The following is a 22485-nucleotide window of genomic DNA, read 5'->3' on the forward strand; positions in this document are numbered from 1 at the left end:
TGGCGAACCCGGAATTAAGGCGGCTCTCAAGAGTCACAGCGGCTAGGCCTGAGACGGTGCAGCGTGAACGCCCTCGGCCTTGCGGGGACGTGCCAGCAGCGCGTCAGTGACCTGTGCGACGCTGGCGGCTCCCTCGACGACGGTGACGACTCCGGCGGTGATCGGCATGTCCACGCCGTGAGCCCGGGCCAGGTCCAGGACGGCGCGGGCCGACTTGGCGCCCTCGGCCACGCCCCGGGAGGCCGCAGCGGCCTCGGCCACGCTCATCCCCTCGCCGAGGTGGCGGCCGAAGGTCTGGTTGCGGCTCAGGGGCGAGGAGCAGGTGGCCACCAGGTCCCCCATGCCGGCCAGCCCGGAGAAGGTCTCCGGGCGAGCCCCGAGCTTGAGGCCCAGGCGGGTGATCTCCACCAGGCCCCGGGTGATGATCGTGGCCTTGGAGTTGTCCCCCAGGCCCCGGCCCGCGGCCGCACCGACGGCTAGGGCGATGACGTTCTTGACCGCCCCGCACAGCTCGACGCCCAGGACGTCGGTGTTGGTGTAGGGGCGGAAGGTGCCGGTGGCGCACAGGGAGGCGATCCGGGCGGCGATCTGCTCGTCGGCGGCGGCCACGACGGTGGCGGTGGGCTGGCCCGCAGCGATCTCGTCGGCGAGGTTGGGGCCGGAGACGACCACGACGCGGGAGGCGTCGATGCCCAGGGCCTCGGCCAGGACCTCGCTCATCCGCAGCCCGGTACCCAGCTCGATGCCCTTCATGAGGGAGACGGCCACGGCGTCGTCGGCCAGGGCACCCCGGAGGGGCTCCAGGACCCCCCGGGCCTCCTGGGAGGGCACGGCGACGACGACGATGCCCGCCCCCGTGACGGCCTGGGCCAGGTCGGTGGTCGCCTTCAGACCCTGCGGCAGGCGGTGACCGGGGACGTAGCGCTCGTTGGTGCCGGCATTGATCTCCTCGGCCACCTCCTGGCGCCGTGCCCAGATCGTCGTGAGGGTGCCGGCCTGGGCCAGGAGACTGGCGAAGGTGGTGCCCCAGGCTCCTGAGCCGATGACGGCCGCGGCCGGGCGCACCGGTGCGCTCAATGCGGGTTCGACGCCGTTCACTGACCGTCCTCCTGAGTGTCCGCCTCGGGCAGCGGGTCGGGGCGGCGCACGCCGATCCTTCCCTTGCCGGGGTCACCGTCGTAGTGCATGTCGAAGGGGCGAGGGGCCTTCTCCCCGCGGAGCTCCTCCACCAGGGAAGTGATGGCCCGCATGATCTCGGCGGTGCAGGCGCGCACGGCCTCGCGGTCCTGGGTGTCCGAGCCGAATCGGGACAGGTCCATGAGCTCACCGATGGTGACGCGCACGTCCTTGCGGGGGAAGGGGTGGAAGGAACGCCCGTAGGTGTCCAGGATCTCGTGAGCACCCCACTGCCCCATGGGCAGGACGGGGGCGCCACTGGTCATGGCGAGTCGGGCCGCCCCGGTCTTGGCCACCATCGGCCACTTGAGGGGGTCGCGGGAGAGCGTGCCCTCGGGGAAGATCATGATGGCGCCGCCGTCGGCCAGGACCTCACTGGCGGCCTTGAGGGCCGTGGCCGCGTTCTGCGTGCCCCGCTGGACCGGGATCTGGCCGCCGGCCCGCAGGATGGAGCCGAGCACCGGCACCTTGAACAGGGTGGACTTGGCCAGCGAGTAGACGGGGACATCGGCATCGACCAGGGCTCGCATGGCCGTGAGCGAGTCGAGGTCGGTCAAGTGGTTGGCCACGGCAATGAAGCCGCCCTCGCGGGGGATGTTCTCCAGGCCGGTCACCTTCTGCCGGGAGACCATCTTGAGGAACGGGATGATCGCTCCGCGCGCGGCGAAGCGGTAGAACGGGGTCATGGGGCGTGTTGCAGGCACGGGTGAACTCTATCCGCTGAGGCGCTCTGAACGAGGCTGTCCGAGCCGGGCCCGGCCCGCCCGGCCCCTGCCCGTGCGCCCCGGCCTTACGGGTCCACGGGGCCCACGGGCAGGGGCCGGCGTCGGTCTGCCTCAGGCCAGACGGGTGACGGCGGCGTTGAGGGACTCCAGCTTGGACATGAAGTGCTCATAACCGCGGTCGATGAGGTTGACGCCCTCGACCTGGCTGGTGCCCTCGGCGGCCAGGGCCGCGATGAGATGGGAGAAGCCGCCGCGCAGGTCGGGCACAACGATGTCGGCACCGGTCAGGGGCGTGGGCCCGGAGATGACTGCGGAGTGGTAGAAGTTGCGCTGGCCGAAGCGGCACTCAGTGCCGCCCAGGCACTCGCGGTAGACCTGGATGGTAGCCCCCATCTTGCGAAGGGCGCCAGTGAATCCGAAGCGGTTCTCGTAGACGGTCTCGTGGACGATGGACAGGCCCTGGGCCTGGGTGAGCGCCACGACGAGAGGCTGCTGCCAGTCGGTCATGAAGCCGGGGTGGACGTTGGTCTCCACCACAATCGACTTCAGGTCCCCACCGGGGTGGTAGAAGCGGATGCCCGCATCGGTGACGTCGAAGGCGCCCCCCACCTTCCGGAAGGTGTTGAGGAAGGTGGTCATGTGGCTCTGGTGGGCTCCGCGCACGAACACGTCCCCGCGAGTGGCCAGGGCGGCCGAGGCCCAGGAGGCCGCCTCAATGCGGTCCGGTAGGGCCGAGTGGGTGTAGCCGCACAGCTCGTCAACGCCCTCGACGTGGATGGTGCGATCGGTGTCCACCGAGATGATGGCGCCCATCTTCTGCAGGACATCGACCAGGTCCATGATCTCGGGCTCGACGGCGGCATTGCGCAGCTCGGTCAGTCCTTGAGCGCGCACAGCAGTGAGCAGGGTCTGCTCGGTGGCTCCGACTGAGGGGTAGGGAAGCTCGATGACGGTGCCGTTGAGACCGTGAGGCGCGGTCAGTCGGATGCCCTGGGCCTGCTTGTCCACCACGGCGCCGAACTGACGCAGGATCTCCAGGTGGAAGTCGATGGGGCGATCACCGATACGGCACCCGCCCAGGTCGGGGATGAAGGCCTCTCCCAGGCGGTGCAGGAGCGGACCGCAGAAGAGGATCGGAATGCGCGAGGAGCCGGCGTGCGCGTCGATGTCGGCCATGTGCGCCGACTCGACCTTGGATGGGTCCAGCTGGAGGACGCCCTCGCGCTGGTCGTAGTCGATGCTCACGCCGTGCAGGCTCAGCAGCCCCGAGACCACGTCGACGTCACGAATGAGCGGGACATTGCGCAGCACCGAGGGAGACGAGCCCAGCAGCGCCGCCACCATCGCCTTGGGAACCAGGTTCTTGGCTCCGCGGACGGTGATCTCACCAGTCAGCGGGCGACCGCCCTCGACCTGGAGCAGACCGTCGACCATGCACACCTCCATGACGTCATCTGGGTGTGCCGCGCACGAGCCGCTCACCCATCCCCGCGCCGGCGCGCGAGGCCGTCCCAGCATAAGCGCATTGGAGGGACTCCCAGGGTCTTTTTCAGGGCTGTATCAGGTGGCCTTCGACTCACAGAAAGCCCCAATTAATAGTAGGGCAGACCGTGCTAATACTGATGAAATTCGGAGGAGGAATTCTTTCACGCGCCGGCTGCGAGCCTCCCGGTCCCGCTCAGGGCCGGGGCATATCCGCGGCCCGGGCAGAGACGACCTCCTGGGCAGGCAGGTGCTTGGCCGGCAGGGTGCGTGGCTTGAAGCTTGGACGGGCCTCCTCGTAGGCGCGGATGGCGTCCTCCTGGGTGAGGGTCAGGGAGATGTCGTCGAGTCCCTCCATGAGAATCCAGCGCACGTAGTCGTCGATGGAGAAGGCGCAGCGGAAGGACCCGGCCTCGACCGTGCGGTTCTCCAGGTCCACCGTCACCTCGGTGCCCGGCTCGGTCTCGAGGATCTTCCACAGCTGCTCGCAGTCCTCCTGGGAGACCACGCCGGCCACCAGTCCCTGCTTGCCGGCGTTGCCACGGAAGATGTCGGCGAAGCGGGGTGCCAGGACGACCTTGAAGCCGTAGTCCTTGAGCGCCCACACGGCGTGCTCCCGTGAGGAGCCCGTGCCGAAGTCGGGACCGGCGACGAGCACCGAGGCCCGCTTGTATGCCTCCTGGTTGAGGATGAAGTCGGGCTCACCGGCCCGCCAGGAGGCGAACAGGGCGTCGTCGAAGCCCGTGCGGGTGATGCGTTTGAGATACACCGCTGGGATGATCTGGTCGGTGTCGACGGCGCTGCGCCGCAACGGGGCGCCGATGCCGGTGTGTCGGATGAACTTGTCCACGGTCTGTGAGCTCCTTGCCTCTACTCGGCCCCTAGCGGGCCTGTCCTCGCCTGTATGCCTTCATCTCCTGCGCGCGCCCCTACTGGACGCTCGCCGCAGGCGCGCCAGCGACCGGCGCAACCGCCGGGACCGTCGGGATATCGCCCGAGTCCTGCGAGGCCTTGGGCCGCGGCGGCAGATCCCCCGGGGCCGACAGCGCCCCGCGCACGGCGGTGGCCGCGGCGACGACGGGTGAGACGAGGTGGGTCCGTCCGCCTTTTCCTTGACGCCCCTCGAAATTGCGGTTGGAGGTGGAGGCCGCGCGCTCCCCGGAGGAGAGCTTGTCGGGGTTCATGGCCAGGCACATGGAGCAGCCGGCGTTGCGCCACTCGGCGCCGAAGCTCGTGAAGACCCGGTCCAGACCCTCGGCCTCGGCCTGCAGACGCACTCGGGCCGAGGCCGGTACCACGAGCATGCGCAGTCCTTCAGCCTTCTTGCGCCCGCGCACCACCTCGGCGGCGGCCCGCAGGTCCTCGATACGGCCGTTGGTGCACGAGCCGATGAAGACGGTGTCGACCTTGATGTCGCGCAGAGGCGTTCCCGGAACGAGGTCCATGTACTCCAGGGCTCGTTCGGCGGCCAGCCGCTCGGTGGCGTCGGCGATGTCCTCGGGGTCGGGGACCCGCGCGGACAGCGGCAGGCCCTGCCCGGGATTGGTGCCCCAGGTGACGAAGGGCTCGATGTCCTCGGCCTGAAGGACCACCTCGGTGTCGAAGACGGCGTCGGGGTCGGTGCGCAGGCTGGACCAGTACTCCACGGCGGCGTCCCAGTCCTCGCCGACGGGCGCATGAGGACGGCCCTTGAGGTAGTCGAAGGTGGTCTGGTCCGGGGCGATCATGCCGGCCCGGGCCCCGCCCTCGATGCTCATGTTGCAGACCGTCATTCGGGCCTCCATCGAGAGCTGCTCGATGGCCCGGCCGCGGTACTCGATGACGTGCCCCTGGGCCCCGTTGGTGCCGATCTTGGCGATGATGGCCAGGATGATGTCCTTGGCCCCGCTGCCCGAGGGCAGGTCCCCGTCGATGGTGACGCTCATCGTCTTGAAGGGGGCGATGGGCAGGGTCTGGGTGGCCAGGACGTGCTCGACCTGGGAGGTGCCGATACCGAAGGCGAGGGCCCCGAAGGCGCCGTGGGTGGAGGTGTGGGAGTCACCGCAGACCACGGTCATGCCGGGCTGGGTCAGCCCCAGCTGCGGGCCGACGGCGTGAACGATCCCCTGGTCGGCGTCCCCCAGGGAGTGCAGCCGCACCCCGAACTCAGCACAGTTGGCACGCAGGGTCTCGATCTGAGCGCGGCTGGTGACGTCGGCGATCGGCAGGTCGATGTCCACGGTGGGGGTGTTGTGGTCCTCCGTGGCGATCGTCAGGTCGGGGCGACGGACCGTGCGTCCGGCCAGGCGCAGCCCCTCGAAAGCCTGGGGGCTGGTGACCTCGTGGACCAGGTGGAGGTCGATATACAGCAGGTCGGGGGCGCCGTCGCTCCCCTTGGACACCACATGATCGCGCCATACCTTCTCGGCGAGAGTCATTCCCATCGACTTCATCCTCTCAGCAACAGGTGTTCCCGATCCGCTCCGCGCTCAGGAGCACCCGAAGACGCTGCTGGCCCGCGCAGACCGCGCGAAGCGGCCGCTCCACATCCGCGGCCATTGAGCCTTGGCCTACAGGATGCTCACACTGCGCCGCTTCCGAGGTGGACCCTAACTTGAAATCTCATACCTTGAAATGCCAGTATCAGATTATGGACAGCCCCTCAGAGAACTCCCCGGAGAACGACAGCAGCGGCGTCGGCGTCATCGACAAGGCGGCCCTGGTGATGAGTGCGCTGGAATCGGGGCCGGCGACCCTGGCCCAGCTCGTGTCCACCACGCACCTGGCCCGACCCACGGCTCACCGCATCGCGGTCGCCCTGGAGTTCCACCGCCTGGTCACCCGCGACTCCCAGGGACGCTTCATCCTGGGCCCCAGGCTCACCGAGCTGGCCAGCGCCGCGGGAGAGGACCATCTCCTGTCCGCCGCCGGACCGGTGCTGGCGGCCCTGCGCGACAAGACCCACGAGTCGGCGCAACTCTACCGCCGCCAGGGGGATGTGCGTATCTGCGTGGCCAATGCCGAGCGCCCGATCGGGCTGCGCGACTCCATTCCCGTGGGCGCCACCATGTCCATGCAGGGCGGCTCGGCCGCCCAGGTGCTCCTCGCCTGGGAGGAGCCCGACCGCCTGCACCGCGGTCTGGTGGGGGCCCGCTTCACCGCCACCATGCTCTCGGCGGTCCGACGTCGGGGATGGGCTCAGTCGGTCGGGGAGCGTGAGCCCGGAGTCGCCTCCGTCTCGGCGCCGGTACGCGGGCCCGGAGGCAAGGTGGTGGCCGCGATCTCGATCTCCGGCCCCATTGAGCGCATGGGCCGTCAACCCGGCCGGGTTCACGGGCACGTGGTCATGGCCGCGGCACGTCGGCTCTCCGAGGTGCTCAACGACGCCAGTACCGCCTGACGGGGGTCGATAACGCCCTCACCTCCACGCCGGCGCATGTATGCCGGCTCACGCAGCCGCCAAGGCGATGGCGCGCCGGTAGGCCTCGACGTTCATCTGCGCCACGGCGCCCCACTCGGGCAAGGGGGCGTTGTCGTAGTTGTGGGTCTTGACGCGCTCGAGCAGCTCGTCGTCCTCCAGGAGGGTGGCGAGCTCGCGGGCCAGGCCCGCGTCGTCGTCGGAGAGGAGACCATCGACGCCATCGGTGATGAAGTCGCGCACTCCGCTGGAGCGCAGAGCGACAACGGCCAGCCCCGCACTGCGGGCCTCCAGGGTGGAGATACCGAAGGAGTCGGCGGGCGAGGTCTGCAGGTAGATGTCTGCGCGCGTGAAGGCCTGGGCGAGCTCAGTGCGCTCGACGCGCCCCACGAGCTCGATGCGGTCGGCCAGGCCGGATTCGGCGACCTCGCGGGCGAGCTGCTCGCGCAGTGGACCGTCCCCGTAGATCTTGAGGAGCGCATCGGTGCCGGGGGTACTTCTGACCGCCTGGGTGAAGGCGCGCACGACCTGCAGGGGGCGCTTGCGCTCGACCCATCGCAGAGAGGCCACGACCGTGACTGGCCGGTGAGGCCGTCGCTCCTGGGGACCGGGGCGCTCCAGGCGCCAGTCCTCGACGGTGATGCCGTTGGGCAGAACAGTGACGGGATCGTGAGCGCCGGCGCGACGGACCTCGGCGGCGAGCATGGAGGACACGGCCGTCAGGTCGGCGCCGCCGCGCTGCCACAGCCGCACGGGGCTGACGGGACCCAGCGCTCCGGCCACGTGCGCCCAGGACCCCAGGACGCAGTGGAAGGTGACGGCCAGCGGGAGCCGCGCTCGCCGGGCCGCGGCGATGCCGGACCAGGCGAAGGGCGAGACGACGCCGACGTGGGCGTGAACGACGTCGGGATGCAGGCGCGACAGGAGGTCATCGAGCTCGCGCCCGGCTCGGGGATGAACGGGCAGCTCCTTGGGCAGGTGCGCAGTGGTGCGGAAGACGGGGAAGCCATCGACCCTCTCAACACTGCGGCCACGACCGTCACCGACCGGTGTGGCGGTGACGACGGCGGGCTCATGACCGGCAAGCTTCAGGTTGCGGGCGAGATCCCGCACCTGAGTTTCGATGCCGCCCAGCCTGGGCGCGTAGCAGTCGGAGACGATGAGGACGCGCATAACGTTAAGTCTGCCACGTCCTCCTTTGTCACAAGCCCCTGACGGGCTCCTCACGCCGCGCAGGCCCTCGTCGTGCGGCCAGGTCAGCAGGCGGCCTCGGTGCTGCGCAGCTCGGCAATGGCCCTCTCGAAGTCCTCCAGGGAGTCGAAGGAGGAGTAGACCGAGGCGAAGCGCAGGTAGGCGATCTGATCCAGCTCGCGTAAGGGCCCCAGGATCGCCAGCCCGACGTCGTGGGAGTCGACGAGCGCCTGACCTCCCGCGCGAATGGCCTCCTCAACCTGGTGCGCCAGCAGCGCGAGCTGATCGTCGGAGACGGGGCGTCCCTGGCAGGCGCGTCTGACCCCGACCACGACCTTGTCACGGCTGAAGGGCTCGACGACGCCGGAGCGCTTGCGGACCGACAGGCTGGCGGTCTCCAGAGTGGTGAAGCGGCGCCCGCACTGCTGACACTCACGACGACGACGGATCGAGGTACCGTCCTCAGCGGTCCGGGAGTCGACAACGCGCGAGCCGTCATGACGGCAGAAGGGGCAGTGCACGCCTACAACCTCCGAACTCACTGGACTATGGTTAGTCCATCGGAGGGTAAACGCCCGGTGGGCCGCCTCGCAAGCCCTCCTCGAGGTACGACCCGCGCACCGGTTCTCACACCGCAGGAATCTCAAGCGTCTGTCCGGCACGGATGGTGGTTCCCTTCAGGTCGTTGAGCTCGGCGATCCGAGCCACCATCCCGGGGACGTCCGAGGTCCCGCTCGCCTCGGCGATGTCCCACAGGGACTGACCAGGGCGAACAACCGTGGTGGTGGCATCCGCCGGCACCTGTGCAACCGCTGTGGCGGGGGCCGCAGAGACTAAGCCCACCAGGGCCCCAATGGCCAGTCCGCTGCAGGTGAGCACGAAGGCCGCGACGATGACCGCGAGCCCGCCACGAAGAAGCCGCAGCCCCGCCCGAGAACGTACCGCCGCCTTCACCGTCTTCCGCGGGCGGGACGGGACGGACTCACTCTTGCCCACACTCTGAGCGCCGCCTCGCCGATCCTCCTCCTGCTGGGCGCTCCGTCGCAGCCCGGCGGCCCGCACCGCCGGGTGCTGCGGGGCCAGCCTCTCCAGCTCCGTGCGACGGCCCCGCAGGGCCACGGGCGCCGCGGGACGACGCATTGCCGGCGCTGCCGGCAGCGCTGAGACACGAGCGGATGCGGACCCGGGGCGCGGAGCGCCCTCGAGGCCGCTCCGCACGGGAGCCTCGGGGACGAAGTCCTCGGTGACCAGCCTCAGCCTGGGCCGACGGGAGGACTGCCCACCGCCCCGGCCGCTAGCCGGCCCGGCAACGGGCTCATCAGTCCGAGCCCGAGAAGCCTGGCGGGACGGAAGCGGGATGGCAATGGCGCTCACAGCAACCTCCTGAACACATGTTCGACGAACGCTTGTTCGATACATTAGCGCCTGAGAGGCGACACGTCCAGCACTTCTTCGAACATGTGTTTGAATCGTGCTCGTCTCGCCAGTAGGCTGGTCATGTCCAAGACGATCACGGACCACCGACATCTATTCCGTGCCCTTGACGCCCCCGGGCCTGAGGGCCGTCCGGCAGGGAGGGCCAGGACCATGAGCACCACAGCACACCAGGGCGACTCACCGAGCCCGATACCGCCCGCCGGAACCGGCGGTTCGAAGGCGACCAGCGCAGCAGCGGTCGCGGAGGCCGTCAGCGACCTCGACAAGCGCGCCCGCGCGGTCTATGAGGCCGTCCGCGAGGCCATCGCCACCCACGGGTATCCGCCCTCACTGCGTGAGATCGGTGAGCAGGTAGGGCTGACCAGCCCCTCCTCCGTCAAGCATCAGCTGGACAAGCTCGAGCGCCTGGGCCTGGTGCGCCGAGACCCCCATCGTCCGCGGGCGATGGAGGTCGTCTCCGCCGACAACGGCCCGAGCGACCGTGCGGCCGCCCCCGATGGCGCTCACGTCTCCTCTCTTGACTCCCCCAGCGTCCCCGGCGTCGAGGACGGGGACGCGGTCGCCGTTCCGCTGGTGGGGCGGATCGCCGCCGGCACCCCGATCCTGGCGGAGCAGGAGATCACCGATGTCATGGCCCTGCCCCGCCGCCTGACCGGCGAGGGCGAGCTCTTCATGCTGGAGGTGCACGGGGACTCGATGATCGAGGCCGCCATCTGCGACGGCGACTGGGTGGTGGTGCGCTCTCAGCCCGACGCGGCCAACGGAGAGATCGTGGCGGCCATGATCGAGGATGTCGACGGCGCCTCGGCGACGGTCAAGGTGCTCTCGCGTCGCGACGGCCACCAGTGGCTGCTCCCCCGCAACTCCAGCTACGCCCCGATCGACGGAGACCATGCCACGATCATGGGCAAGGTGGTCACGGTGCTGCGCGCCCTGTAGTCACTCCCGGTCTTCATGACAGAAGGACCGCCCCGGTTCAGCGGGGCGGTCCTTCATCGCTTCAGGCCAGTGGCTCAGTAACCCAGGCCGCGTGCGACCTCACGCAGGTGGTCGGCGGAGGCGATCAGGCGCTCCTCCTCCTCAGCGGTTAGAGGGAGCTCGAGGCGACGCCCGGCGCCCTCACGTCCCACGATCGTGGGGACGGCCATGCACACGTCGGAGATGCCGTGCCAGTTGTCCAGCAGCGGGGAGATGGTGAGAACCCGCTGCTCGTCGTTGAGGACGGCACCGATGATGCGCTGCACGGCCAGGCCGACGGCGTAGTTGGTGGCGCCCTTGCCCTCGATGATGCGGTAGGCGGAGCGGACCACGTCGTGGGCGATGCGCTTACGCTTGGACTCGTCGAACACGCCGCCGTCGAGGGTGGTGCCCCACTGGGTGATCGGCACGCCGCCGATCTCGGTGGAGGACCACAGGGGCACCTCGGAGTCGCCATGCTCACCGGCGATGTAGCCGTGGATGTTCTGGACGGCCGTGCCGGTCTCCAGGGAGATGAGGTACCGCATCCGGGCCGTGTCCAGCACCGTGCCGGAGCCGAAGACCTGGTTCTCGGGCAGGCCGGTGATCTTCTTGGCGCAGTAGGTCACCACGTCCACCGGGTTGGCCACGAGGACGAAGATGGCGTTGGGAGCGACCTCGACCAGCTTGGGGAGGATCTTCTCCATGATGCCGACGGTGGCGCCGGCCAGCTCGAGGCGGGACTGGCCGGGCTTCTGCTTGGCGCCGGCGGTGATGGCGATGACGTCCGCGTCGCGGCAGATCTCGGGGTCGTCGGATCCCGAGACGGAGCCGGCGGAGGTGAACTGGATTCCCTGGGCGATGTCGAGGGCCTCGGCCTCGACCTTCTCCTTGACGATGTCCTGCAGCACGACCTCGCGGGCAACGCCCTTGGTCACACAGGCGTAGGCGAGGGTGGAGCCGACGGCCCCGGCACCGATGACAGCGACTTTGGAGGGGCGGCCGGAACGGTTGGTGGGGTAGGAGCCTTCAGCGGTAGTGGTGATGTGGTCTGACACGTTCTTCTCCTCGGTGGGATCTGCTGGGCAGGACCGCAGGGGCGCGAGCACCCGCTCACGCCAAGCCTACGTGCAGATCCTCCCGAGGGGCACCTACCGAAAGGCCCAGCCGACAGGTTCACTCCTCCTCCGGGGCATCGGGTCGCACGGCCAGACGCCTCAGAGCGCCGCGCACCACGTCGGGCTTCGTCGTCGGCCACAGGGCGGGCATGGAGCGGGTGAGGAAGCCCCCGTAGCGCGCCGTGCGCAGGCGCGAGTCCAGGACGGCGACGACGCCGCGGTCCTGGCTGCGGCGGATGAGGCGCCCGGCCCCCTGGGCCAGGAGCAGGGCCGCGTGGGTGGCCGACACGCTCATGAAGCCGTTGCCGCCTGCGGCCACGACGGCGTCGGTGCGGGCCTGGGCGACCGGGTCGTCGGGGCGGGGGAAGGGGATGCGGTCGATGACGACGAGGCGGCAGGTGCGTCCGGGCACGTCCACGCCCTGCCACAGTGAGAGGGTGCCCACCAGGCAGGCGGCGTCGTCCTCGGCGAAGGCCTGCACCAGGGTGGGCAGCTGGTCGTCGCCCTGGGCGTAGACGGGCAGGTCGGTGGCTCCGCGCAGTACCTCGGCGGCCTCCTGGGCGGCGCGCCTGGAGGAGAACAGGCCCAGCATGCCGCCTTCGGAGGCCTCGACCAGGGCGAGCATCTCATCCAGGGCGGCCTCGGAGATGCCTGCTCCGGGGCGGGGCAGGTGGGCGGCCACGTAGAGGATGCCCTGGCGGGGGTAGTCGAAGGGGGAGCCGACGTCGAGACCTCTCCAGGGCTGCTCCGCCAGGGTCAGTCCCAGGGAGCGGGCCATGGGATCGAAGCTGTCCCCCAGGGCGAGGGTCGCCGACGTCATGACGCAGGCGCGGCCGTTCAGCAGGTGGCCGGCCACCGACCCGGCGACCTCGATGGGGGCCAGGAGGAGGCGCGGGGGCTCGGCGCCCATGCGGGGGCGCTCGATCCAGGCGACGTCGCGGCCCTGGGCCACCGAGTCGGAGGTCATGCGGTCCAGGGCGTCGACCAGGTCGGCGACGGCGGTGCGGGCGACCGCCAGGCCCCCGGCGGCCTCGCTGGAGCGGTCACGCCCCAGGGTGCGGGCCTGGTCGCGCACGTCGGAGGCTACCTGGCGTGCGGCACCGGTCAGGAGCACGAGCGCGTCGTGCAGGGCGGTGGGCAGGGGCGTCTCCAGGCGGCCGTCGGGCAGCTCGGCCAGCGCGAGCTGGAGGGTCTGGCCCGCGGACTCCAGCTCGCTGACCAGCACGGAGGCGTGCTTGCGGGCGGTGGCGGCGGTGCGCGCCACGGCGGCCGCCGACAGGGCGATGGTGCCCTGGGAGCGGATGCGGTCGGCCAGCTCGTGGGCCTCGTCGACGATGAGGACCTGGTGGTCGGGCAGGACGCCGGGGTTGCCGGCCACGACCACGCCGAGCATGGCGTGGTTGGTCACGACGAGATCGGCCCGGGAGGCGGCGGCGCGCGCCAGCTCGGGAAAGCACTCGGACTTCAGGGGGCAGGACTGCCCCAGGCACTCGGCCCGGGAGACGGAGACCTGGGCCCAGGCGCGCTGGGAGACGCCGGGGATGAGGTCGTCGCGGTCACCGGTGTCGGTCCTGGCCGCCCACTCGCGCAGGCGGACCACCTGCTCGCCCAGGCTCGCGTCGCTCCCGTGCCCGGCGGCCGGCTGGGCGATGGCCTCCCCGACGCCGAAGAGCGCGGCCTCGTCCTCGTCCTGCGGGTAGCCGCCGTCCAGGCGGTGGCGGCACAGATAGTTCTGCCAGCCCTTGAGCAGGGCCACCTCGGGGCGGGTGCCGGTGACCTGCTCGACGGCGTCGGCGGCCAGGGGCGCGTCCTTGGTGAGGATCTGCCGTTGCAGGGCCAGGGTGGCGGTGGAGACCACGACCCGGGCACCGGCCTGCACGGCGTGGACCATGGCGGGCACCAGGTAGCCCAGCGACTTTCCCGTCCCGGTGCCGGCCTGCACCAGGAGGTGGGTGCCGTCGGCCAGGGACTGGGCAGTCTCTTGGGCCATGGTGGTCTGTCCCTGGCGGGGGCTGCCGCCCATGGAGCGCACCGCGGCGTCCAAGGCGTCCAGGACCTTGCGATCACCGGCGCCGTCAGTGTCAGGCCGCTGCGTCCGGCTCGGCTCGCTCGGGGTCACGGCGCCTCTCAGCCGACGGTGGCACCCGCGGCGGCGCCCTCGATCTCCGCCGCCAGGGCGGCGCCGACGCGCGCGACGACGTGAGTGCCCGTCTCGACGTAGTCGATCGTGTCGATCTCGCCCTCGGCGTGGACCCGGGAGACGAGGTCCCCACGGGAGTAGGGCACCACGACGTCGATGCTCACCTGCGGGTGGGGCAGCATCTGCTCGATGCGGACGTGCAGCTCCTCGACCCCCTCGCCAGTGCGGGCCGAGACCGCGACCGCCCCGGGCAGGCCGGTGCGCAGCGCGGCCAGGGTGACGGCGTCGGCGAGATCGGTCTTGTTCAGGACGATGAGCTCGGGCACGTCCAGGGCTCCGGGGATCTCGGACAGGACGGTGCGCACGGCGGCCACCTGGCTGAGAGGGTCGGGGTGGGCGGCGTCGACGACGTGCAGCACGAGGTCGGCCCCGGCGACCTCCTCCAGGGTGGAGCGGAAGGCCTCGATGAGCTCGTGGGGCAGGTTGCGCACGAAACCGACGGTGTCGGTGAGGGTGTAGGAGCGTCCTTCGGAGGTCTCGGCCCGCCGGACGGTGGGGTCGAGGGTGGCGAACAGGGCGTCCTCAACCATGATGCCGGCCTCGGTGAGGCGGTTCATGAGGGAGGACTTGCCGGCGTTGGTGTAGCCGGCGATCGCCACCGAGGGGATGGCCCCGCGTCGGCGTGAGCCACGCTTGGTCTCCCGCGAGGGCGCCATGGCCTGGATCTCGCGGCGCAGGCGGGCCATGCGCTGGCGGATGCGGCGCCGGTCGAGCTCGATCTTGGTCTCGCCGGGGCCGCGCGAGCCGATGCCCTGACCGGCGGCCACGCGGCCTCCGGCCTGCCTGGACATGGACTCACCCCATCCGCGCAGGCGCGGCAGGAGGTACTCGAGCTGGGCGAGCTCGACCTGGGCCTTGCCCTCACGGGACTTGGCGTGCTGGGCGAAGATGTCCAGGATGAGGGCGGTGCGGTCGACGACCTTGACGCCGACGACGTCCTCCAGGGCGCGGCGCTGGGAGGGGGCGAGCTCGCCGTCGACGATCACCGTGTCGGCGCCGGCCGCGGCCACGACGTCGGCCAGCTCGCGTGCCTTGCCGCTACCCAGGTAGGTGGCGGGGTCGGGGTGGTCGCGCTTCTGGATGAGGGCGTCGAGGACCTCGCTGCCGGCGGTCTGGGCCAGGGCGGCCAGCTCGCGCAGGGAGGTGTCGGCGTCCTGGGTGTCGCGCACCTGGCCGCTTACGCCCGCTGCGCCGGTGGCCGGGCCGTGGGGCCGGGGCAGCTCCAGGCCGACCAGAACGACCTTCTCCAGGCGGACCTGGCGGTACTCGACCTCGCTGACGTCCTCCAGCTCGGTGGACAGTCCGGCCACACGGCGGCGGGCGGCGCGGGCCTCCCGCTCCAGGGCGCCGTCGTCGAGGCCGTCCCTGTAGCCATCGGCGTGCTCGTGCTGGGCGGCGGTGGAGGCCAGGGCGGTTCCGGTCCGGGACAGGACCCGGGCGACGACGTCATGGACGTCACGGGTGTCGTGGAGGTCTGCTGCGTCCTCGGGGGTGGAGGGGGTGTTGGAGTGATGATGGGTCACAAAAAGTCCTTCGTCGTATGCCTGCGCCCCTCCGATGGGGCGCGATGGTTCTGGCGGGGAGCGGCGCCGGCCGCCGTTTCAGCGCATACGAAGGATCCACATGGGGGCGATGGTACTGCCCGCGGGCGCGTGGGGCCACCCGCCGGCTCGGGCGGCGCGTCGGGGCACCCGGGTAGCCTGGCCCGCGTGAGCGAGCACTACTTCACCGCCTCCCCCGCCGTCGAGGCTGAGGAGCGCACCCACCGTTTCTCGATCCGCGGCGTCGAACGCACGGTGGTCACGGCCTCGGGCGTCTTCAGCGCCGACCGCCTCGACAAGGGCACCCAGGTCCTCCTCGATCACGTTCCCGATCCGGCCCAGACCGGCACGTTCCTCGACCTGGGCTGCGGCTGGGGGCCGATCACGCTGGCCCTGGCCGGGGCCGCTCCGCAGGCGCGGGTCCTGGCCACCGATGTCAACGAGCGCTCGCTGGCGCTGACCGCTCGCAACACCGCTGCCGCAGGCCTGGACAACGTGCGTGTCGCCCCGGCCGACGCGCTGCTGGCCGAGCTGCGCCAGGGCTCGATGCCGGTGGATCTCATCTGGTCCAACCCTCCGGTGCGCATCGGCAAGGAGGCCCTGCACACCCTGCTGCAGGACTGGCTGGCGCTGCTGTCCGACGACGGCGAGGCCTGGCTGGTGGTGCTCAAGAACCTGGGAGCCGACTCCCTGGCCACCTGGTTGAGGGACCAGGGCTGGGACGTGAGCCGGATGGCCTCCTCGAAGGGCTTCAGGGTCCTGCGAGTACGCCGCTGACACGGCTGACACGACGCCGGGCCGCGCCCGGACGGGGCCCGCTCACGGTCGTGGCGGCGGCCCTAGCCATGGTCCTGGCCCGCTACCGGCGTCGTCGCCTCGCCAGACGCAGATCGATGACGGCGACCCCGGCGGCCACGACGATGGCGGCCACGACGGCCAGCAGACCGGCTTGGGCGGCGGCCTCCCAGCCCGAGGAGTGCGAGACTCGGAAGGTCAGGCCCGTGATGACGGCGATGCCGATGGAGGTGCCGATGCGCTCACCGGTCTGGAGGATGCCGCCCGCGGCCCCGGCGTACTCCAGGGGGACGTCGGCCAGGGAGAGGGTCTGGTTCGGGGAGACCACGAGGCCCTGCCCCACTCCGAGCACCAGCAGCGTGAGGGTCAGCCACCAGGGGCTCCACCCCGCGCGCGCGTGCATGTGCATGATGCCGATGCTCGCCAGCAGCCCGGCCATGCCCAGCACCATGCCGCCGAGCACCATGACCCGTCCCACCCGGATGACCCGGCGGCCGGCGACGGCGATCGATCCCGCCAGGGCGGCCGGGACTCCGATGAGTCCGCTGGCCAAGGCACTGGAGCCCAGACCGGCCTGGACGTACTGGGCCACGATGATCCACACGCTGGTGTAGCCCAGGAAGTACACGGCGATGGCCAGGCTGCCGTAGGCGAAGGAGGGGATGGCCAGCAGGCTGAGGTCCACCATGGGGGCGCCGCCCCTGGTCCGGTAGCGCTTCTCCCAGGCCACCCAGGCGCCGATGACGCCGATGCCGGCGGCTTCCAGGCCCCAGATCCAGGTGCCGGCCGAGGCCTCCATGAAGGGGATCATGATGAGCAGCGTGCCGACGGCGAGCAGCCCCATCCCCACCGGGTCGAGATCGACCCCGCCGCGGCGGGTGGTCCCGGTGGCGTCGCCGGCGGCGGCGCGGTCCGTCTGCTCCGTGTCGCTTCCCCGGTGCCAGGCGGAGGCCGGCAGGTAGCGGCGCGCGGCCCAGACGCCGGCCAGGGTGAGGGGAACGTTGATGAGGAAGGAGGCGCGCCAGCCCCAGTCGTCCCCGAGCCAGCCGATGAACCCGCCGCTGAGCACCGGCCCCAGCGCCACCGAGACCCCGATGACGGCGCCGAAGAGACCGAAGGCGCGTCCTCGGGCCTCACCGGTGTAGTACTGCTGGATCATGCCGGTCACCTGCGGGTTGAGCAGCCCTGAACCCACTCCCATGACGACCCGGGCCAGGTTGAGGGTGACGACGTCGGGAGCCAGGCCCGAGACGAGGGATCCGGCACCGAACAGGAGCATGCCGATGACGAAGAGCCGCCCCCGCCCCATGACGTCGCCGGCGCGGCCGGCCGGGACGAGGGCGACCCCGAAGACGAGGGCGTAGCCGGACACGACGAGCTGGAGCCCGGCGGTGCCGGCGCTCAGGCTGTGGGAGAGGGCCGGCAGGATGACATTGACCGAGGAGACGGCCAGCAGCGAGACGAAGGCGGGGATGAGCAGTGTCGGCAGAAGCCGCTCATGGTTCGGACGCGGCGTCTGGGCTGGGTCGCGGGGGTAAGGCGTGGGCACGGCGAGAGGCTACCGCGTGCCGGGCGGTTCACAGCTGTGAGGCGGCGGCGTGCTCGACGTCCTGCTGGACCCGGCTGGGTGGTTCCCCGGGGGCGGGCGTGGACCAGGCTCCGGAGCGGATGTCCAGGACGATGCCGATCCCCAGGGCGAGGAGCGCCGGCAGGATCCAGCCTGTGGAGTCGCTCCACAGGCCGGTTCTCGCCAGCAGCCTGCTGGGGCCATCCCAGCCGGCGGCGGTGATGGCGGGCACGGATCCGAGGATCCCGGCTGTGCTCACGCACCACAGGTAGGCGGCCTTGAGCCGTCCCGGTGCCACGGCGTCGACCAGTGTCACGGCGACCAGGGCGATGGCCAGGGGGTAGAGCAGGAACAGCAACGGTCCCGCGATCTTGAGGATGGCGCTCAGGCCCAGGTTGGCCAGGGTGAAGGAGACAATCGCGCAGGCGGCGAGCTGTCGGTTGAAGGAGATGGCCGGCCAGGCGGTGTAGGCGTAGCCGGCCCAGGAGGCCATCAGGCCCACGGCGGTGGTCAGGCAGGCCAGGATGACGATGGCGGCGAAGATGACGACGCCCGAGGTCCCCAGCGTGGAGGAGGCCGCGTTGCGCAGCAGTGCGGTGCCGTCCTTAGTGTCGACGGTGATCTGCCCGCGGGTACGCGTCCCCAGGACGGCCAGGCCGACGTACACCAGCCCCAGGAGCACGGCGGCGATACCACCGGACAGGACCGTGCCGCGCACCAGGGCTCGGGGGGAGGTCAGGCCGCGTTCGCGCAGAGAGGTGATGACGACGATGCCGAAGACGGTGGCCGCCAGGACGTCCATGGTGAGGTAGCCCTGAGTCAGCCCGTTGGTCAGGGGATCACTCGCGTAGGGCTCGATGGCCTCGCGCTCCATCCTGGGGGACATCGCGATGGTGACCCCGCACAGCAGGGCCAGCAGGGCCAGCAGGGCGGGAGTGAGCCAGCGCCCGACGCGGTCGGCCAGGCGGCTCGGGCTGCGGGCGATGCTGAAGGACACGCCTATGAACACCGTCACATGCACCAGCAGGGCCAGGCGGGAGTCCTGAATCCCCAGCAGCTCGAGTACCGGGCGGGTCGCCAGCTCGTAGGCGACCGTGGTGACACGGGCGATGGCGTACAGCGGGCCGATCGCCAGGTAGACCGCCAGCGGCATGACGGTGCCGAATCGGGGTCCCACTCTGCGAGCCAGGCCCAGGATTCCCTCACCGGAGGTGGAGACGGCCACCACGGTGATGAGTGGCATGAGCACCCCGGTGGCGAGGAAACCCACCATGACCGGAATGAAGGACCTGCCCGAGGCGGCGCCCAGCAGGGGCGGGAAGATGAGGTTGCCCGCCCCGAAGAACAGGGCGAAGAGCATCAGGCCGGTCGGCAGGACGGCACCGACGGCGGTGCGTGTGGATGGCTGGCTCATAGTGGTGGTCGGTTTCTCTTCTCGGATGCGGCGTCGGTGCGACGTCCGGGAGCAGTGTGGATGGCAGCGGGTCTGTCGGGCCTCAGACGACGGTGACCCGTCCGGTGATCGCGGCCGGTCCGGTCAGCAGCACGCTGCTGACCTCGCCCAGGGGGTCGGCGCCCACGTGGACCCCGATCTCTCCGCCGGCAACGAGCAGCCGGTAGTCCTCGGGAGCGCCCGGACCACTCCAGGCGTGCAAAGCGACGGCGACGGCGCAGCAGCCCGCCCCGTAGGAGAGAGTCTCCCCCACTCCGCGCTCCAGGACGCGCATGCGGGCGACACCCACCGGGGAGTGGGTGTCGGGGTCGGTCTCCTCCCCCAACGGCACCACGAGCTCGAGGTTGGTGCCGGCCTCGGGGGCGGGGTCGTAGGCGACCGGGTCCGCGGAGTCGGTGAGCCCGGCGAAAGCAGCCGCCTCGAGCTCCTTCTCCTCCCCCAGGGCGACGACGGTGTGGGGCCCGGAGATCTCCACGCTCAGGGCGGCCCGCTGCCCGGCCAGGCCGGGGACGACAACGGCCGTGTCCCAGCCCTCGTCGTCGGTCTCCTCAGGGTTGGCCAGGCGGGCCGGCCCCATGTCCACGGTCCACAGCTCGCCCAGGCGGGTGATGGTGCGGGCCCCACCGCGTGTGCCGATGGTGACGGACTCGCCGTCGGCGATGGGACGCAGCCCCTCGCTGTCCAGGACGTGGGCGAACAGGCGTGCGGCGTTGCCGCACATCTCGGCCACGGCTCCGTCGGCGCGGTAGTAGTCCATGAACCATTCGGCCTCGGGCACGGAGGCGGCGAAGGCGCCGCCACCGGGCAGGGCGGTGGTCCGCACGACGCGCACGAAGCCGTCGGCGCCGATGCCGCTGTGGCGGTCGCAGACCGCTGCGATGTCGGCGCCGCTGATGGCGACCTCGCAGCCGGGGTCGACCAGCATGAGGAAGTCGTTGAGGGTCGCGTGGCCCTTGATGAGCTCACGACCGCGAAGACCTGTCGAGTGCGGCATGGCCCCTAGCCTAAGCGACGCCACGAGGCGCGCAGACGAGCTCCCATGCCTGCCGGGTAAGCCGGGAGCGCTCGGAGTCGGTGCACTCCCCGGTCTCGGTGAGGGCGACGTCGATCCAGTGCACCCGTGGATCGCGACGGAACCACTTGATCTGGCGGGAGGCGAGCTGGCGGGTGGCCAGGGCGGTGGAGTCGACCGCCTCGGGCACGCTCATGGTCCCGTCGATGACCGCGAGCGCCTGAGCGTAGCCGATGGCGCGCGGGGCGGTCGCCCCCTCCCGGATGCCCTGGTCGATGAGGGCCTCCACCTCCTCGACCAGGCCGCGTTCGAACATGGCGCGGGCCCGCTCGTTGATGCGCTTATCCAGGAGCCGGCGCTCGCAGCGCAGGGCGATGTGGACGGTGGGGGCGATGTCCTCGTAGCGGGGCAGACAGGCGGAGAAGGGGCGACCTGTGATCTCGATGACCTCCAGGGCCCGCACGATCCTGCGGGTGTTGGAGGCCTCGACACGCTCGGCGGCGACCGGGTCGAGGCGGGCCAGCTCGGCGTGCAGGGCGGCGGTTCCCTCCTGCTCGGCGCGCTCGCTCAGGCGGGTGCGCACGGCCAGGTCGGTGCCGGGGAAGTCGAGGGCATCGGTCAGGGCCCGCACGTACAGGCCGGAGCCTCCGGCGATGATCGGCAGGTTGCCCCGTGACTCGACGGCGTCGATGTCTCCGCGGGCGCTGCGCTGGAAGGCCGCCACGGATGCCCTGTCCCTGACGGTGAGGACGTCGATCTGGTGGTGGGGGACGCGGGCCCTCTCGGCGGGGCTGGGTTTGGCGGTGCCGATGTCCATGCCGCGGTAGAGCAGGGAGGCGTCGGCGTTGATGATCTCGGCGCGGGTCGCCGGTTCGTCGACCTGTATCTTCTCGGCGAGGTCGAGGACGAGGGCTGACTTGCCGGTGGCGGTGGGACCCACGACGACGAGTCTGGGCAGGCAGGGGGCGCTCGCGGTCGTCGTTGGGCTCATAGGGCTCAGATCTCCGGCAGGAGGGGGCCCACGAGGCTGAGCGCCTGGGTGCAGGCGAACAGCGCCGTGTCCAGGTGGAGGCGCAGCTGAGCGTCGGTGACCCCGGCGGACAGGTCCGTGAGGTAGGTGGCGCGCACCAGCGGACCGATGGGGGTGTCGATGACGCCGACGGTGGGGAAGAACTTGTCCCGGTTCCAGTCGTTGACGCTGGCGGCGATCTCGTCTCTCTGGGAGGCGGGGGCGGCCTCCTCCCAGTCCCCGGAGACCAGGAGCCAGCCGTCGTGCCCCTCAGGGATCTCGATGACGAAGGGGAAGGAGTCCCAGGTGCCCAGGAGGCAGGGGTGCTCGCGGTCCTCGGTCAGCTGGACGTTGTACTCCATGGGGCCGGTGAGCATGGACTCGATCCGAGCCAGGGTCAGTACCTGGGGCTCCTCCTCGGTCGGATCCAGGTCCGAAGGGTGGTCGGCGCCCTGTTCTCCCGCTGCCGGGTCCTCCTCCGACCGGCCTGATGTGCTCGACCAGGTGCGTGAGGCGTCTAAGGTCTGCGCCGAGGCGGTTGCCCTGGCGGGCTCCGATGGTCCGCTGGAGTCGGCCGGGGTGGTTGAGTCGGTCGAGTCGGCTGAGTCTGCGGGACCGACGGGACCTGCGACGTACGGCGAGATGGTCGGGGGCTCGTCGGGCCGGCCGCGCGAGTCGCCCGGGTGGCTGCTCGCCGGGCTGGTGCGCTGGCGGTCCAGTGCCCGCACGTCCCACTCCTTGCCCAGGAGACGTGCGATGAAGTCGGTGAGGCGTTGCAGTCTGGGCATCACGGCTCCAGGCTTCCGCGCAGCTCGTCGGGGAACTGCTCCTCGGCCTCGTGCATGAGGGCGACGATGAGCCGGCAGCCGCCGAAGACGAAGTCCTCGAGCTGTCGGTCGGTCATCCCCGCCTCGAGGGGGTAGGTGTACTCGCCGTGAAGACGCACCACCCCGCCGTCGGCGACGGTGAGGTAGGCCTTGGGGCCGATGCGGGTGGTGTTCCAGTCCTCGACCAGGGCGCGCAGCTGGTTCAGGTGCTCGGTGTCGGCGATGCGGTGCCAGATCCCGCGCATCTGGACGGCCCTGGTGTCCTGAAAGATGGCGTGGACGGTGACGTAGCGCCAGGGAATGCCGATGTCACCCTCGTCATCGATGAAGTAGCGCAGTCCCAGTCGTTTGACGCACTCGTGGATACGGTCGACGTCCACGGGCCGGGGGACCGTGGCGGCGGCAGCAGAGCTGGCGTCGAAGCTGGGCATGCCCCCCAGCCTAGCGGGGCCTGCGGGCTGCTCCCCAGCCCAGCCCGGCCCGCTCCACCGTCAGCGCAAAACAGACGGAATTCTCAGGCGGCTCCCCGACCCTTTTCCCATCGCTCACCGTCGGACGCGGAGGGTGCGGGGTGCGGCCGGAGTCGGCACTGAGCCCG

Annotated in this window: 20 protein-coding genes; 3 read left to right on the top strand and 17 right to left on the bottom strand. The window is 70.9% G+C overall.

Translation table 11 applies throughout. The features are described from left to right. Nucleotides 1-42 precede the first annotated feature (42 nt). The 5 genes from BKH20_RS09170 to leuC all read right to left on the bottom strand — a co-directional run bounded on the left by BKH20_RS09170 (nt 43) and on the right by leuC (nt 5806). On the bottom strand, nt 43-1098 hold the full coding sequence (locus BKH20_RS09170) for an NAD(P)H-dependent glycerol-3-phosphate dehydrogenase (protein WP_075390801.1): 1056 nt from the start codon (nt 1096-1098) through the stop codon (nt 43-45). Continuing rightward, nucleotides 1095-1862, bottom strand: a complete 768-nt coding sequence (locus BKH20_RS09175; protein WP_070662860.1) for a lysophospholipid acyltransferase family protein — start codon at nt 1860-1862, stop codon at nt 1095-1097. The genes BKH20_RS09170 and BKH20_RS09175 overlap by 4 nt, the downstream gene beginning before the upstream one ends. 150 nt (nt 1863-2012) lie before the next feature. Continuing rightward, entirely contained in the window at nt 2013-3335 is a 1323-nt protein-coding gene (gene murA, locus BKH20_RS09180) for a UDP-N-acetylglucosamine 1-carboxyvinyltransferase (RefSeq protein ID WP_075390834.1), read from the bottom strand. 244 nt (nt 3336-3579) lie between these two features. Next, nucleotides 3580-4233 carry a 3-isopropylmalate dehydratase small subunit gene (leuD, locus tag BKH20_RS09185; RefSeq protein WP_070662862.1) on the bottom strand — a complete coding sequence of 218 codons (654 nt, stop codon included), beginning with the start codon at nt 4231-4233 and terminating at the stop codon, nt 3580-3582. Between the two features lie 79 nt (nt 4234-4312). Beyond that, entirely contained in the window at nt 4313-5806 is a 1494-nt protein-coding gene (gene leuC, locus BKH20_RS09190; RefSeq protein ID WP_075390802.1) for a 3-isopropylmalate dehydratase large subunit, read from the bottom strand. Between the two features lie 206 nt (nt 5807-6012). Here leuC and BKH20_RS09195 point away from each other — a divergent pair, with 206 nt between their 5' ends. Further along, nucleotides 6013-6762 (top strand): IclR family transcriptional regulator, encoded by a 750-nt coding sequence (locus tag BKH20_RS09195; RefSeq protein ID WP_075390803.1) that lies wholly within the window; start codon nt 6013-6015, stop codon nt 6760-6762. Between the two features lie 48 nt (nt 6763-6810). Here BKH20_RS09195 and BKH20_RS09200 read toward each other — a convergent pair whose 3' ends face one another. The 3 genes from BKH20_RS09200 to BKH20_RS09210 all read right to left on the bottom strand — a co-directional run bounded on the left by BKH20_RS09200 (nt 6811) and on the right by BKH20_RS09210 (nt 9345). Continuing rightward, the gene (locus tag BKH20_RS09200) at nt 6811-7953 is read right to left on the bottom strand and encodes a glycosyltransferase family 4 protein (RefSeq protein ID WP_075390804.1); all 1143 of its coding nucleotides are present in this window, start codon (nt 7951-7953) and stop codon (nt 6811-6813) included. Between the two features lie 83 nt (nt 7954-8036). Beyond that, nucleotides 8037-8492, bottom strand: a complete 456-nt coding sequence (gene nrdR / locus BKH20_RS09205; protein WP_075390805.1) for a transcriptional regulator NrdR — start codon at nt 8490-8492, stop codon at nt 8037-8039. Nucleotides 8493-8598: 106 nt separating this feature from the next. Continuing rightward, the gene (locus BKH20_RS09210) at nt 8599-9345 is read right to left on the bottom strand and encodes a LysM peptidoglycan-binding domain-containing protein (RefSeq protein ID WP_075390806.1); all 747 of its coding nucleotides are present in this window, start codon (nt 9343-9345) and stop codon (nt 8599-8601) included. Nucleotides 9346-9558: 213 nt separating this feature from the next. Here BKH20_RS09210 and lexA point away from each other — a divergent pair, with 213 nt between their 5' ends. Next, complete coding sequence (gene lexA, locus BKH20_RS09215) at nt 9559-10347, top strand: transcriptional repressor LexA (protein ID WP_075390807.1); 789 nt, start codon at nt 9559-9561, stop codon at nt 10345-10347. A 74-nt stretch (nt 10348-10421) separates the two neighbouring features. Here the strand turns inward: lexA and BKH20_RS09220 are convergent, their stop codons facing one another. The 3 genes from BKH20_RS09220 to hflX form a co-directional block, all read right to left on the bottom strand. Continuing rightward, the gene (locus BKH20_RS09220) at nt 10422-11423 is read right to left on the bottom strand and encodes an L-lactate dehydrogenase (RefSeq protein WP_070662872.1); all 1002 of its coding nucleotides are present in this window, start codon (nt 11421-11423) and stop codon (nt 10422-10424) included. A 118-nt stretch (nt 11424-11541) separates the two neighbouring features. Continuing rightward, complete coding sequence (locus BKH20_RS09225) at nt 11542-13602, bottom strand: ATP-dependent DNA helicase (RefSeq protein WP_075390808.1); 2061 nt, start codon at nt 13600-13602, stop codon at nt 11542-11544. A gap of 8 nt (nt 13603-13610) precedes the next feature. Continuing rightward, nucleotides 13611-15206: a GTPase HflX gene (gene hflX / locus BKH20_RS09230; RefSeq protein WP_075390809.1), complete on the bottom strand. Its 1596-nt coding sequence runs from the start codon at nt 15204-15206 to the stop codon at nt 13611-13613. A 186-nt stretch (nt 15207-15392) separates the two neighbouring features. On the opposite strand from hflX, the gene BKH20_RS09235 reads away from it, so the two are divergent. Continuing rightward, nucleotides 15393-16001 (top strand): class I SAM-dependent methyltransferase, encoded by a 609-nt coding sequence (locus BKH20_RS09235; protein ID WP_075390810.1) that lies wholly within the window; start codon nt 15393-15395, stop codon nt 15999-16001. An 82-nt stretch (nt 16002-16083) separates the two neighbouring features. Here the strand turns inward: BKH20_RS09235 and BKH20_RS09240 are convergent, their stop codons facing one another. The 6 genes from BKH20_RS09240 to BKH20_RS09265 all read right to left on the bottom strand — a co-directional run bounded on the left by BKH20_RS09240 (nt 16084) and on the right by BKH20_RS09265 (nt 22318). Further along, nucleotides 16084-17568 (bottom strand): MFS transporter, encoded by a 1485-nt coding sequence (locus tag BKH20_RS09240; RefSeq protein ID WP_075390811.1) that lies wholly within the window; start codon nt 17566-17568, stop codon nt 16084-16086. A 28-nt stretch (nt 17569-17596) separates the two neighbouring features. Further along, on the bottom strand, nt 17597-19000 hold the full coding sequence (gene brnQ, locus BKH20_RS09245; protein WP_075390812.1) for a branched-chain amino acid transport system II carrier protein: 1404 nt from the start codon (nt 18998-19000) through the stop codon (nt 17597-17599). 82 nt (nt 19001-19082) lie between these two features. Further along, a complete protein-coding gene (locus BKH20_RS09250) occupies nt 19083-20033 on the bottom strand; it encodes a diaminopimelate epimerase (protein ID WP_075390813.1) in 951 nt (316 codons plus the stop codon). Nucleotides 20034-20043: 10 nt separating this feature from the next. Next, complete coding sequence (gene miaA, locus BKH20_RS09255; protein ID WP_075390814.1) at nt 20044-21042, bottom strand: tRNA (adenosine(37)-N6)-dimethylallyltransferase MiaA; 999 nt, start codon at nt 21040-21042, stop codon at nt 20044-20046. Nucleotides 21043-21047: 5 nt separating this feature from the next. Next, on the bottom strand, nt 21048-21848 hold the full coding sequence (locus BKH20_RS09260) for a YbjN domain-containing protein (RefSeq protein WP_075390815.1): 801 nt from the start codon (nt 21846-21848) through the stop codon (nt 21048-21050). Further along, the gene (locus BKH20_RS09265) at nt 21848-22318 is read right to left on the bottom strand and encodes a YbjN domain-containing protein (RefSeq protein ID WP_075390816.1); all 471 of its coding nucleotides are present in this window, start codon (nt 22316-22318) and stop codon (nt 21848-21850) included. Before BKH20_RS09265 ends, BKH20_RS09260 begins: the two co-directional genes overlap by 1 nt. Between the last annotated feature and the right edge of the window lie 167 nt (nt 22319-22485).

The organism is Actinomyces oris (genome assembly GCF_001937445.1).
Lineage (GTDB): Bacteria > Actinomycetota > Actinomycetes > Actinomycetales > Actinomycetaceae > Actinomyces > Actinomyces acetigenes.

Coding starts and splice junctions, on each gene's coding strand:
- BKH20_RS09175 (WP_070662860.1), bottom strand. CDS start 1,862: ATGACCCCGTTCTACCGCTTCGCCGCGCGCGGAGCGATCATCCCGTTC.
- murA (WP_075390834.1), bottom strand. CDS start 3,335: ATGGTCGACGGTCTGCTCCAGGTCGAGGGCGGTCGCCCGCTGACTGGT.
- leuC (WP_075390802.1), bottom strand. CDS start 5,806: ATGGGAATGACTCTCGCCGAGAAGGTATGGCGCGATCATGTGGTGTCC.
- BKH20_RS09195 (WP_075390803.1), top strand. CDS start 6,013: ATGGACAGCCCCTCAGAGAACTCCCCGGAGAACGACAGCAGCGGCGTC.
- BKH20_RS09200 (WP_075390804.1), bottom strand. CDS start 7,953: ATGCGCGTCCTCATCGTCTCCGACTGCTACGCGCCCAGGCTGGGCGGC.
- lexA (WP_075390807.1), top strand. CDS start 9,559: ATGAGCACCACAGCACACCAGGGCGACTCACCGAGCCCGATACCGCCC.
- brnQ (WP_075390812.1), bottom strand. CDS start 19,000: ATGAGCCAGCCATCCACACGCACCGCCGTCGGTGCCGTCCTGCCGACC.
- BKH20_RS09250 (WP_075390813.1), bottom strand. CDS start 20,033: ATGCCGCACTCGACAGGTCTTCGCGGTCGTGAGCTCATCAAGGGCCAC.
- miaA (WP_075390814.1), bottom strand. CDS start 21,042: ATGAGCCCAACGACGACCGCGAGCGCCCCCTGCCTGCCCAGACTCGTC.
- BKH20_RS09260 (WP_075390815.1), bottom strand. CDS start 21,848: ATGCCCAGACTGCAACGCCTCACCGACTTCATCGCACGTCTCCTGGGC.
- BKH20_RS09265 (WP_075390816.1), bottom strand. CDS start 22,318: ATGCCCAGCTTCGACGCCAGCTCTGCTGCCGCCGCCACGGTCCCCCGG.